The following is an 11,846-nucleotide window of genomic DNA, read 5'->3' on the forward strand; positions in this document are numbered from 1 at the left end:
CCGGATGCCGGCGCCGATACTGGTCCGGAGTCACTGTTCCACCACCGCGTGAAGGGCGAACGTCTCATGGGAACTCAGCAGGAGAAGGACGAGCTGTACGCGCTCGACATCAGTGGGGTGGAGTGGCAGGGCGCACCCGGAACGAGCCCGGAGGAGGAACGCGTCGAGATCGCGCATCTGCCGGGCGGTGGTGTCGCCATGCGGTCCTCGCTGGACCGGGACACCGTGCTGCGTTACACCGAGGCCGAGTGGCGTGCTTTCGTACTCGGGGCGCGGGACGGTGAGTTCGACCTGAAGTAGGCCCGACGGTCTGCCGGACGCGACGAGGGGCACGCTCGATGCCGAGCGTGCCCCTCTGTTCGTGACTCGTGGTCAGAACCCCTCGGTGAACAGCGAAGAGGCCTTCTTGTCCGTGTGGCGGTAACCGTCCTTGCCCTGCTCGATCAGCTGGGCGATCTTGTCGAGACGGTCACGCATGTCGATCGCCTTGCCCTTGTACTTCTTCTGCAGGGCGACGTACTCCCGGTGGGCTTCACCGTCCCAGGTACCGGTGACGACGGTGAGCGCGGCGTCCATCTCCTCGAGGTCCTTGATGATGTTCCGCGACACCGTACGGATGCGGTTCGCCATCTCCTGGACGCTCTCGTACCGTACCCGGGTGTTCGGGTCTGCTCCAGCCATCGTTTCTCCTCCGTACGTGTTGGTGGGTCTGTGCCGGTCGGCGGAAGCGGTCAGACGCCGTTCAGGCCGGACGTGTTGGACTGGGCCTTGGCGGCGTTGAATGCGGCCAGGACCTCGTCGTCGTTCGCGTTGCTGAGGTTCTTGGTCTCGCCCACCGCGTTGTGCAGGATGTTGAGCAGACGACGGATGGCGTCGTGATCCTCGTTGATGAGGTTCTGTGCCGAGACGAAGCCCGAGGCGCCGACACCGGTCCAGCCGGCGCTGACCGTCGCGATGATGTCGGCCAGCTCCCTCGCCTGCTTCGTCACCTCTCCAGCGGTCTGGTTGATCTTGTTCTTGGCCTTGACGATCGGGTCATCGGCAAGTCCGAAACCACCAGCGCCCTCGGTCATGTGGAGCTCCTCGCTCTTGGGTCCCGAACCCCGGCACACGCGTCCCGGGGTGTCTGATTCCTGTTCACGGTCACGCTCTCCTGATGCGCACCCGCACTGCCACGGCCTCGGTCACGGCGGAGCCCCCAGGGCTCCGCGTGGTCCTTGCCGCTCGCCCCCGTGGTGTCAGGAGAGGGCGAAGTACTGGGGTCGGACGGAGGGGGAAGGCACAGGCACTCGGGCAGCTCCTCGACGCGTCGGCCGCGAACTGCCTTCCGTCCGGCGTGGGTTCGCCCGGATCGGCGGGCGCCGTCATGCCGTACGGGGCATGGGGAGACCTGTCCCCCGCCTGCTCGCGCCCGGCGGCATCAGCCACAGCGCCCCTCCCCCGGTCACACAAGTGTGAAAGTCTCCGTCACTCTAACCTCTGCCTACGACAGTTCCAACTGCAAAGCCAGGCAAGGAGATCGGGCTCACGGGACCCTTTTGCCCCGCGCGTCCCGGATGACCGTTGCCGTACCGCCGATCACGGCCACCAGTACGACGCCGATCCCCAGCGCGTAGGTTGCATAGCGCTCATTGCGTTCCTGAACCGTTTCCGACATGGCCAGATGCGCGGGCTCGGGGGCCGGCGGCTTCGGAGGGCCGGGGTCGGGGCGGGCGGCCTCCTGCGGTTCGTCGTCCCCGCTCAGCGCCCGGACCGGGTCGATGACCCCCCAGCCGACGAAGTTGTCCCGGCCGTTGACGCTGCGCGTGGCCGTCTGCTCGATCTCCGCGATGATCTGCGCCGGTTCCCACTTGGGGTGCTTGGCCTTCAGCAGGGCGGCGACACCGGCGACGTACGGGGCGGAGAAGCTCGTTCCGTTGTCGACGCACTGACCGTTGCCGGGAACCGTCGAGACGACGTCGACACCCGGGGCGGCGACGCCCACGAATTCGCCCGCCTGGGAAAAGGCGGCCCGCTCGTTGTTGCGATCCGAGGAGGCGACGGCGAGCACGCCCGGGAAAGCCGCCGGGTACGTGTTCCTGATCTTGCCGTCCATTCCGTCGTTGCCTGCCGAGGCGACGACGACGATTCCCGCGTCGATGGCACGCTGCACGGCTCTGTTGAGGTCGGAGTCCAGCGACAGAGGCTTGGTGGTGTCCTGCGAGATGTTGATGACGTCGGCGCCCTTGTCGATGGCGTGGCCGATCGCCACGGCCATCGTGCGGTCGTCACCGCTGTTGTTCTCGTCGTTCTGGCGGATCGGGATGATCGTCGCCTCGGGTGCTATGCCGACGAAGCCCGTCCCCTTGCGCGGCCGTGCCGCGATGATGCCCGCGACCTTGGTGCCATGGCCCACCAGGTCGACCGTGCCGTCGGTCTTGCCGCGCTTGTCGTCAGTGTTGTTCTTGTCCGGCTTCAGCAGGTCCTTGCCGGACGAGGCGTCGACGGCCGACTTGAGCTGGACGTTGTCGTTGTCCACGCCGGTGTCGATGACGGCGACCTGTACGCCCTTGCCCTTGGTGTCCTGCCACAGCTCGTCGAACAGGATCCGCTGAAGCGGCCAGGGGATGCCCGCGATCTGCTGCTTCATCGGGAACGTGCACTCGCCGCTGCCGTTGATGCCGAGTCCGTGCGGCAACTCGGCGGCGTACGCGGCCGGCGTCGCCGCGGCGAGGCCGGTCAGCGCCGCGGCGGCCGCGAGCAGGACGGTCTTGCGGAACGGAGATGGCATGGGCACCCCTTACGAACCCTGCGGCTGGCGGGCGCTGTTGGTGTCGAGGCGGGGGCCCTTGGACAGGAACTCCGACCAGACGATCGGCACGGACGACGGCGAGATCTTGCCGTAGCCGAGCCGGATCTGTGCCTGGCTGGGCTCGGGACGGCCGTCCTGCTGCTTGTCCTGACCGCCGGTGCCGATCTCCGACCGGTCGGCGTCGCTGTCGCCGTTCGCCTGGACGGCATAGCGCAGTCCGGTGTCGGTCACGAGGAAGAGGGAACCGTCCGGCTTGGTCTGCCGACCCTGGACCTGCGTGTACAGCAGTCCGGAACCGGGGGTGACGTACGTGCTGGTGCCACCCGCGGTGATCTCCGCCGGGTAGGCGGAACCGGCCCAGGTGGACAGGGTCGTGCGCCCCTTGTCGTCGACTTTCCGCAGCACGCTGCAGACCGTGTCACGGCCACCGCTCGGGGAGTTCACCTGGGTGGCCCGCAGGGAGGGCCAGCGCTTCTCCGCGGCGAAGAAATCCGGCTCCGGAGCGATCGACTGGGCGTCGACCCCTGTCGCCTCGCCCCGCATGTCGAGCTTGTCGGTCTGCGGCGAGTTGATGAGCAGCCAGGCGGTGAAGTCGGAGACCGGCTGGACCTTCCCGGGGAGCACGACGTAGTGCTGCCACCCTGTGCCCGTCTGGGCCTTCAGGACCATGCCGACCTTGTCCTGCTCCGGCGTCAGTCCGCCGCCCGCGCCTGCCGGAGTCGCGACCTGGCCGCTGACGACGGGAAAGTCGATGGGGCTGCCGTCGTGCAGGGTGGCGAGCCAGTCGTCGGTGACGCGCTGGGGCTTGTTGCTGGCCACGAGAGCGCGGGTGAGCTTCTCGGCTTCCGGCTCGGCGCCGCGTACCAGGTACTTCGTTCCGCTCGCGTCCACCAGATAGCGCCGTCCGTCGTCGCCCTCGACGTAGAGGACCTGGCCGCCGCTCAGCTTGTACCTGCCCTCGGTCCGGGCGGCATCACGGTCGCCGAAGATGAACGTGGCCTTCTGCACGGACGCCCCCTTGCCCGCGCCCGGCTGCTCGCACACGGCCCAGCGCTTGGCCTTGCCCGCCTCCTTCTCGCTGGGCAGCCGGTCGGGGGCGTACGGAATGCCGAGGATCGGGCCGCGCGGCGGCTTGCCGGCGTCGAGGATGTCGTCGCTCACCTGGATCACCTTGAACTGGTCCGGGGTGAGCAGCAGTCGGGCGGAGGCAAGATTCAGCACAGGGTGCAGGAGCGTCTTCTTCTCCTTGCCCTTACCGGTCTGCAGCACCACGTACCGGGTGGTGGAGTCCTTGCCCACGATGACCTGAGTCCCGGGCGCGGCCCAGTTGTTGGGCGCCTTCGGCTTGAACATGCCGAAGGCGCCGAATCCAGCGACGATCAGGGCCCCGACGATCAGCCCGGGGACGATGGCCCGCAGCGGCCGGGGAGCGCCTTCCTCCGTGCCGGACGGCGAGGGTTGGAGGAATGCCGCCACCGTGCGCTTCTTCGCGAAGGTGTACGCGTTGAGCTCATCCCGCCGTGATGCCATGAGTCCCCATTGGTAAAGAAGGCACTGTTCCTCGCGCGGGGCCCGGTGGTGAGCACGGTCCCCCGGCCCTGTATGCCGGACCGGCCCCCTACTATGCCTGTTGATCGACGGTGCTTGTGGGGCGGGTAGGGTGATCCAGCCGCCGGAGGCCCTGCTGGGACAGGGCCGGACAGGGGTGATCGGGATGAATTGGGGCCTAATGAACTGGGGGGTGCCCGAATAATGGCTTCCGCGACGCGGGCGCGCTCGGCAGCCCGCAGGCGCGCTCCCGAACGGGCCGCCGCTCCGACACCGGGACAGGCCGCACCCCGGCTGAAGGCCAGGCCCGGACACTTCGGTTCGTTCCGACTGCAACAACTCGTACTGATCGAGGTCGCCGCCGCCCTGCTCCTCGTGGCCTGGGTCGTCGAGCCGCTGCTGCTGGTTCCGGCAGGCGTGGTGGCGGCACTGCTGGTGCTGCTCGCGGTCGTACGGCGGCACAAGCGTTCGCTGCCTGAGTGGCTCTCAACCGTCTTCGCGCTGCGCTCGCGTAGCCGCCGGGCGAACTCCTTCGTCCCGGCGCCTGGTACGGAGCCCGGTCTCGCGCCGGTCGTGGAATGCGACCCTGCCCTGCGTACGTACACCCACAGCGACCGAGACCGCCGCCCGGTGGGGATGATCGGCGACGGCACGTTCCTGACGGCCGTACTGCAGGTCGAAGCGGATGCGACGGCCCTGCGTCCCGACCGGACCTCGCGGCCGCTGCCCATGACGCTCGTGCGCGACGTGATGAACGTGGACGGCATCCGGCTGGAGTCCGCGCAGATCGTCCAGCACACGCAGCCCGCGCCCGCACCGCACCTTCCTCAGCAGTCGATCGCCTCCCGCAATTACGCCCCGTTGCAGGCACAGACGGGATCCCCGGCGCTGCGCATCACCTGGGTCGCGCTCAAGCTGGACCCGGAGCTGTGCCCGGAGGCCGTGGCTGCCCGCGGTGGCGGCCTGGAGGGTGCCCAGAAGTGTCTCGTGCGCGCCGCGGACCAGCTGGCGAGCCGGCTGACCGGCGCCGGCTTCCGGGCGACCGTACTGACCGAGCAGGAACTGACCGCTGCTATCGCCACCTCGTCGTGCGCCAGTCCGATGGCGATCGCCCAGGCCGGCCGGGCGGAGATCCCGACCCGCCGGACGAAGGAGACCTCGCGCACCTGGCGTGTGGACGACCGCCGGCACACGACGTACTGGGTGGGCCGCTGGCCGCAGTTGGGCGCGGGCGGAACCTCGATGCCTCAGCTGGTCGCCCTGCTGACCTCGATCCCGGCGCTGGCCACCACCTTCAGTCTCACGCTCGGCCAAGGCGACCGGCAGGGCGTCACCGTCACCGGCCATGTCCGCATCACGGGGCGCAGCGACGAGGAACTGGTCGCCGCACGACATGAACTCGAGCGCGCCGCACGCGGGGTGAAGACCGGGCTGGTGCGACTCGACCGTGAGCAACTGCCCGGCATGCTCGCCACACTGCCGCTCGGGGGAGCCCGCTGATGTCTGCACCCGCCGCCAAGCCACGCCTCGGCTTCGGACTGATCGGACCACGCCGCGACCGCCATGCGATGTCGGTGGACCAACTGGCCTCGGTGTCGCTCCCCGTGGGCGATGACGGCGTCGTCATCGGCGTGGACGCCGAAGGCAGGCCGGCCGTCCTCGGCATCAACCGCCCCACGGCCTACGACGTCACGCTGATCGGCGGCCTGTGGACGGCGCAGGTGCTCGCGCTGCGCGCCGCTGCTACGGGTGCGCGGGTCACCGTCGAGACCGGTCGGGCGCACGTGTGGACGGCGCTCGCTCAGGCGGCCGGCGGCGGTCAGCAGTGCATCTCCCTGCACGACGTGGGCCGGGTCCCGCCGCAGGGTGCGTCGGCCGGAAGCCCCGTCGTCGTGGTGCGCGACTGCGGAATGCGCCCTCCGCGCGGCCGGGTCGTGTCGGCCCCCTGGCAGTCGGTGGTGACTCTTCTGCCGTATCTGAGCCCTGTGGCCCCGCGGTTGATGGAGAAGTCCGGTCTTGTCGGAATCCAACGGGTCTCCCCCGACGAAGCCGTACAGATCGGTCGGATCATGCACCTCCCGCGCCCCGAGACGGAGGCGCTGTCGACCCTCGCGGACGGCGTGACCCTCTGGTGCACTCAGCGGGATCGCCAATTCGTCATGACTCAGGCCACCGACGCCGAGACCGGATTGTTGGGCAGCGCCCGGCGGATGGACTGAGTGGCTCCGGATCTCGGTGCAGTTGTACCGGTTTGCCCCACGAGATTCTTCACCCTCCGGCGTACCGGCGTCACATGTGGCCAGTGCGTGACGCACAGGACAGCGGCCGGGGGCGGGCGGGCCTGACGGAGTGGTGTTGTTGGCGATTAGGGTGGGTCAGGGCGCGGCAGAAGAACCCTCGGGCATGTTCACCGCGTCCTCAGGGGGAGAGCCGGGCCGATCGGAAGTCAACGGTGGCCCCCACCCACGACGGCACAAGGGTGCTCGACCACACCAGGAGGCAAAGTGAACGGCGATCGGGACGACATCCACGGGGGCTGGAACCTTCCCGTCGACGAGTCCGACGCGGAGCCCGCCGAGCTGACGGGTGAGTTCACCATCGACTACACCCCGCCTGCCTGGTACACGCAGAACGCGTCGGGCGACACCTCGGGCGGGAGCACCGGTCAGCACACCCCGCCTCCGCCGCAGGGTGCTCCGGTCGCCGTGCCGGGGCTGCCCGCGGGCAGCGGTTTCGAGCCGAACTGGGCGCCGGCGCCGCCTGCCCCGCCGACGGCCCAGGAGCCCGGCCCCGCCATACCGCCGCCTGCTCTGGCTCCTGCCCCTGCTCCGGCTCCGGCTCCGGCTCCGGCTCCGGCCGAGCAGGCGCCGCCGGCCGCTGCGGTCGCGCCCGCGGCGGACGACGCCTCGTCGCAGCCCTTCGGGGGCGGCGATCTGGAGAGCGGTGCCACCATGCGTTTCTCCCCCGCCGCGCTCAAGCGCGAGATGGCCGAACTCGCCGCCGTCAAGGACACCGAGGACTCCCCGGGCTCCGCCGCCACGGAAGACGCCGAGGCCACCGACAGCACCGAAGGCACCGAAGGCACCGAGGGTGCGGCCGAACCCGCGGGCGGCGCCGAAGCGGTTGAGCCCGTCGACGCACCCCTGGCCGTCGCGGACACGGACGACGCCCCCGCCGAGCCGGCGGACGCCTCGGACGGCGCCCCGGCCGACGCCTCGGCCCGCGACGCGGCTGCCGAGGACGCACCGGCAGATGACACGGACGGCGAGGCCGCTGCCGACGACGTCCAGGACTCCGTGCCCCAGGGCGCTCCCCCCGCCGCCGAGGCCCAGCCGTGGGCCGCCGCTCCGCCCGCCGCCGCTCCGCAGGGCGAACTGCCGCCGCTGCCGCCCGCGTACCAGCCCGCCGCACCGGCGCCCGCCCAGCAGTGGCCCGCGCCCACCGCCGACCAGTCGGCGCCCTGGCCCGCGCCCGGCCAGCACGGCGGCTACGGATTCCCGCAGCCCGGGCAGCAGCCGCAGCCGCAGCCCGCTGCCAACGCTCCGGCTCCGCAGGGCGGTTACGGCTTCCCGCAGCAGGAACAGCCGGCACAGCCCGCCACTCCGGCGCAGCCTCTCCCGGCCCCGGCTCCCACGCCTGCCCCGCACGGTGGTTACGGCTTCCCGCAGGCAGCGCAGCCGGGACAGCCCGCCCAGCCGGCGCAGCCCGCCCCCGCCCCGCAAAGCGGCTACGGCTTCCCGCAGCAGCCCCAGCAGCCGGGCGGCTACGGCTTCCCCCAGCACGGGCAGCCGCCGCAGCCGCAGCCCGCTCCCAACCCCCCTGCCCCGCAGGGTGGTTACGGCTTCCCTCAGGCGGCGCAGCCCGGGCAGCCCGCCCCGAGCGCCCCCCTGCCCATTCCGGCCCAGGGGCAGCAGCCCCAGCCCGGCCAGTCGCTCCCGCCGGCGGCCCACCCGGGACAGCTGCCTCCCCAGGCGCCCGCCCCGCAGGCCCCCGGCGCGTCCGTCGACCCGCGTACCGGTGGCGCGTGGCCCACGCCCGTCACGCACGATCAGCGCGAGCGGTCCGTGCCCGGTGCTCCCCTCGGGTACACGGCCGCCGTCGAGCTCTCCTCCGACCGGCTGCTGCGCAACAACAAGCAGAAGCCCAAGTCGAGCCGTAATCCCTCCAGCGCCGCCCGCTTCAAGCTCGGTGGCAAGAAGGAGGAGGCGGAGCGCCAGCGCAAGCTGGACCTGATCCGGACCCCGGTGCTCTCCTGCTACCGGATAGCGGTCATCAGCCTCAAGGGCGGCGTGGGCAAGACGACCACGACCACCGCGCTCGGCGCGACCCTCGCCACCGAGCGCCAGGACAAGATCCTCGCGATCGACGCCAACCCCGACGCCGGTACGCTCGGGCGCCGGGTGCGCCGTGAGACCGGGGCCACCATCCGTGACCTCGTCCAGGCGATCCCGTACCTCAACTCGTACATGGACATCCGCCGGTTCACCTCGCAGGCGCCCTCCGGGCTGGAGATCATCGCCAACGACGTGGACCCGGCCGTCTCCACGACGTTCAACGACGAGGACTACCGGCGTGCGATCGACGTGCTCGGCAAGCAGTACCCGATCATCCTCACGGACTCCGGCACGGGTCTGCTCTACAGCGCGATGCGCGGAGTGCTGGACCTCGCCGACCAGTTGATCATCATCTCCACGCCGTCCGTCGACGGCGCGAGCAGTGCGTCGACGACGCTGGACTGGCTGTCCGCACACGGGTACGCCGAGCTGGTGCAGCGTTCGGTGACCGTCATCTCCGGGGTGCGCGAGACCGGAAAGATGATCAAGGTCGACGACATCGTGCAGCACTTCCAGACGCGCTGCCGCGGTGTCGTCGTGGTGCCCTTCGACGAGCACCTGGCCGCCGGCGCCGAGGTCGACCTCGACATGATGCGCCCGAAGACGCGTGAGGCGTACTTCAACCTCTCGGCGCTGATCGCCGAGGACTTCGTGCGGGCGCAGCAGCAGCAGGGGCTGTGGACGGCCGACGGCACCAGTCATCCGCCGCAGGCCGCCCCGCCGATGCCCGGCCACCAGGGCCAGGGGCAGCCGCAGTGGCAGGGCCAGCCCCCGGGGCAGCCGATGCCCGGGCAGCCCTATCCGCCGCAGCCGCACCACCCCCAGCAGCAGCAGCCACCGTACGGAGGCCCGCAGCAGGGGTACCCGCCGCAGGGCTGGCAGCAGTCGCCGCCGTCGCAGGCACAGTCCCCCGCGACGCCGGCCGGGCCGCCGCCCGGCGCGGCCGGACACCCCGGCACACCCGGCGTTCCGGGTCAGCCGGGCGTTCCCGGTCAGCCCGATCCGCAGGCGCCCGTACCGCCGGCCGGATGGCCGCCTCAGCAGCCGCCCCAGGCGCCGCCAGCCCCTCAGCAGTAAGGCGACAGAGGTCTGAACCAATGAGGGCCCGCACCGACTCGCCGGTGCGGGCCCTCAGCGCATTCCCGCAGCCCACACGCGGTTTGAGCCACCGTTGACGCGGCATGACCACCCTGATAAACCTTCGCTTCACCAGCTGGCGAACCCATGATCACCAACCCGCCTTCTCCGAGCGAGACATGACGCGAGGTCACCGTCCATGGTCACAAAGGCTCTACTCCGCACCGTCCGGCAACGCCCCCGCAACCGACTGGTCCTCGCCGCATCGGCCGCCGCATCCGCGCTGGTGATGTCCGGCGCGATCGTCCCGTACGCCCACGCGCAGCCCGAGGGCCGCGCTCTGGCCCCGGCCCTGTCGAAGGCGGCCGGCGAGGACGACGGCAAGGACGGCAAGCAGGTCCTCACCGTCGCCGTCTCGCAGAGCGTGGACTCGCTGAGTCCGTTCCTCGCCGCCCGGCTGGTGAGCACCTCGATCCACCGGCTGGCGTACGAGTACCTGACGAATTACGACCCCAAGGACGGCCGGACCGTCCCCGGTTTCGCCACGGCGTGGAAGCCGTCCGCGGACAAGCTCACGTGGACGTACACCGTCCGTGACGACTCGAAGTGGTCGGACGGCAGGCAGGCCACCGCGGAGGACGCGGCCTGGACCTTCAACAAGATGATGACGGACGAGAACGCCGCCACCGCCAACGGCAGCTTCACGGCCAACTTCGAGAAGGTCACCGCGCCCGACCCGAAGACGCTCGTCATCGAGCTGAAGAAGCCGCAGGCCACCATGACGGCCCTCGACGTGCCGATCGTGCCGAAGCACGTCTGGGAGAAGGTCGGCGACTTCTCGAAGTTCAACAACGACAAGCAGTTCCCGATCGTCGGCAACGGCCCGTTCGTCATCACGGACTTCAAGGTCGACCAGTACGTGAGGCTCCGGCCGAACAAGGACTTCTGGCGAGGTGCTCCGAAGTTCGACGAGCTGGTATTCAAGTACTACAAGGACGGTGACGCCGCTGTCGCCGCACTGCAGAAGGGCGAGGTCTCCTTCGTCCAGGGCCTGACCCCGGCCCAGGCCGCCGCGCTGAAGAACGCGAAGAACATCAAGGTCAACGACGCCCCGGGCCGCCGCTTCTTCGCGCTGGCGACCAACCCGGGCGCGCAGTCCAAGAACGGCGAGAAGTTCGGCAGCGGCCACAAGGCGCTGCTCGACCCGGCCGTGCGCAAGGCGCTGTTCCACGCGACGGACCGCAAGACGATCGTCGACAAGGTCTTCCAGGGCCACGCCGTCGAGGGCGAGGGCTACATCCCGCCGCGATTCACCTCGTACTTCTGGAAGCCCGAGGCCGGCCAGAAGATCGGCTACGACCCGGCGCGCGCGGCGAAGCTGCTGGACGACGCCGGTTACCGGAAGAACGCCGCCGGCAAGCGCACCGGCAAGGACGGCAAGCCGCTCGACTTCCGCATCCTGTGCCACGCCACCGACCCGAACGACAAGGCGATCGGCAAGTACCTCCAGGAATGGTGGGGCGAGCTGGGCATCGGGCTGAAGGTCGAGTGCCTGGACAACGTCTCCGACCCCTGGCTCAAGGGCGACTACGACCTGGCCTTCGACGGCTGGTCCGTCAACCCCGACCCGGACTTCGTCCTGTCGATCCACACCTGCGCCGCGCTGCCCGCCACGCCCAAGGACACCGGCGCGACCGACAACTTCATCTGCGACAAGCAGTTCGACGAGCTGTACGCCCAGCAGGCCGCCGAGTACGACCCCGCCAAGCGCGCCGATCTGGTCCGTCAGATGCAGTCGCGGCTGTACGACACGGGATACATGAATGTCCTCGCGTATCCGAACGCGGTCGAGGCGTACCGTACCGACCAGATCAAGTCCATCAAGACGATGCCCGAGGCCGCAGGCAACATCTACGGCCAGGACGGCTACTGGAGTTGGTGGTCGGCCGAGCCGGCGGCCGGTGACGGCGGCGGGTCCGAGGGCGGCTCCTCGACAGGTGTCGTGATCGGCGTCGGCGCGGTCGTCGTGCTGGTCGCCGCCGTCGGGCTCGTCGTCGCGATGCGGCGCCGTTCCACCGCGGAAGACCGTGAATAGT

Annotated in this window: 9 protein-coding genes; 5 read left to right on the forward strand and 4 right to left on the reverse strand. The window is 70.2% G+C overall.

Going from position 1 to position 11,846, the window contains the following annotated elements; genetic code table 11:
* Positions 1-66 precede the first annotated feature (66 nt).
* Positions 67-300: a DUF397 domain-containing protein gene (locus tag QFZ82_RS11930; protein WP_307713148.1), complete on the forward strand. Its 234-nt coding sequence runs from the start codon at positions 67-69 to the stop codon at positions 298-300.
* Between the two features lie 72 nt (positions 301-372).
* Here QFZ82_RS11930 and QFZ82_RS11935 read toward each other — a convergent pair whose 3' ends face one another.
* The 4 genes from QFZ82_RS11935 to eccB all read right to left on the reverse strand — a co-directional run bounded on the left by QFZ82_RS11935 (position 373) and on the right by eccB (position 4,321).
* Entirely contained in the window at positions 373-681 is a 309-nt protein-coding gene (locus QFZ82_RS11935) for a WXG100 family type VII secretion target (RefSeq protein WP_307713149.1), read from the reverse strand.
* 50 nt (positions 682-731) lie between these two features.
* Positions 732-1,073 (reverse strand): WXG100 family type VII secretion target, encoded by a 342-nt coding sequence (locus QFZ82_RS11940; RefSeq protein WP_307713150.1) that lies wholly within the window; start codon positions 1,071-1,073, stop codon positions 732-734.
* 452 nt (positions 1,074-1,525) lie between these two features.
* Positions 1,526-2,770 (reverse strand): type VII secretion-associated serine protease mycosin, encoded by a 1,245-nt coding sequence (mycP, locus tag QFZ82_RS11945; protein WP_307713151.1) that lies wholly within the window; start codon positions 2,768-2,770, stop codon positions 1,526-1,528.
* A gap of 9 nt (positions 2,771-2,779) precedes the next feature.
* Positions 2,780-4,321: a type VII secretion protein EccB gene (gene eccB / locus QFZ82_RS11950; protein ID WP_307713152.1), complete on the reverse strand. Its 1,542-nt coding sequence runs from the start codon at positions 4,319-4,321 to the stop codon at positions 2,780-2,782.
* 222 nt (positions 4,322-4,543) lie between these two features.
* On the opposite strand from eccB, the gene eccE reads away from it, so the two are divergent.
* The 4 genes from eccE (at position 4,544) to QFZ82_RS11970 (ending at position 11,845) form a co-directional block, all read left to right on the forward strand.
* Positions 4,544-5,839 (forward strand): type VII secretion protein EccE, encoded by a 1,296-nt coding sequence (gene eccE / locus QFZ82_RS11955; RefSeq protein WP_307713153.1) that lies wholly within the window; start codon positions 4,544-4,546, stop codon positions 5,837-5,839.
* A complete protein-coding gene (locus QFZ82_RS11960; protein WP_307713154.1) occupies positions 5,839-6,558 on the forward strand; it encodes a hypothetical protein in 720 nt (239 codons plus the stop codon). Before eccE ends, QFZ82_RS11960 begins: the two co-directional genes overlap by 1 nt.
* Before the next feature lie 285 nt (positions 6,559-6,843).
* Positions 6,844-9,750, forward strand: a complete 2,907-nt coding sequence (locus tag QFZ82_RS11965; RefSeq protein ID WP_307713155.1) for an SCO5717 family growth-regulating ATPase — start codon at positions 6,844-6,846, stop codon at positions 9,748-9,750.
* Positions 9,751-9,949: 199 nt separating this feature from the next.
* The gene (locus QFZ82_RS11970) at positions 9,950-11,845 is read left to right on the forward strand and encodes an ABC transporter substrate-binding protein (RefSeq protein ID WP_307713156.1); all 1,896 of its coding nucleotides are present in this window, start codon (positions 9,950-9,952) and stop codon (positions 11,843-11,845) included.
* Position 11,846: the final 1 nt, after the last annotated feature.

Source organism: Streptomyces sp. V4I23 (assembly GCF_030817975.1).
GTDB lineage: Bacteria > Actinomycetota > Actinomycetes > Streptomycetales > Streptomycetaceae > Streptomyces.

Excerpts from the sequence above, each read along its gene's own strand:
- QFZ82_RS11930 (WP_307713148.1), top strand. The coding sequence starts at position 67 with ATGGGAACTCAGCAGGAGAAGGACGAGCTGTACGCGCTCGACATCAGT.
- QFZ82_RS11935 (WP_307713149.1), bottom strand. The coding sequence starts at position 681 with ATGGCTGGAGCAGACCCGAACACCCGGGTACGGTACGAGAGCGTCCAG.
- QFZ82_RS11940 (WP_307713150.1), bottom strand. The coding sequence starts at position 1,073 with ATGACCGAGGGCGCTGGTGGTTTCGGACTTGCCGATGACCCGATCGTC.
- mycP (WP_307713151.1), bottom strand. The coding sequence starts at position 2,770 with ATGCCATCTCCGTTCCGCAAGACCGTCCTGCTCGCGGCCGCCGCGGCG.
- eccB (WP_307713152.1), bottom strand. The coding sequence starts at position 4,321 with ATGGCATCACGGCGGGATGAGCTCAACGCGTACACCTTCGCGAAGAAG.
- eccE (WP_307713153.1), top strand. The coding sequence starts at position 4,544 with ATGGCTTCCGCGACGCGGGCGCGCTCGGCAGCCCGCAGGCGCGCTCCC.
- QFZ82_RS11960 (WP_307713154.1), top strand. The coding sequence starts at position 5,839 with ATGTCTGCACCCGCCGCCAAGCCACGCCTCGGCTTCGGACTGATCGGA.
- QFZ82_RS11970 (WP_307713156.1), top strand. The coding sequence starts at position 9,950 with ATGGTCACAAAGGCTCTACTCCGCACCGTCCGGCAACGCCCCCGCAAC.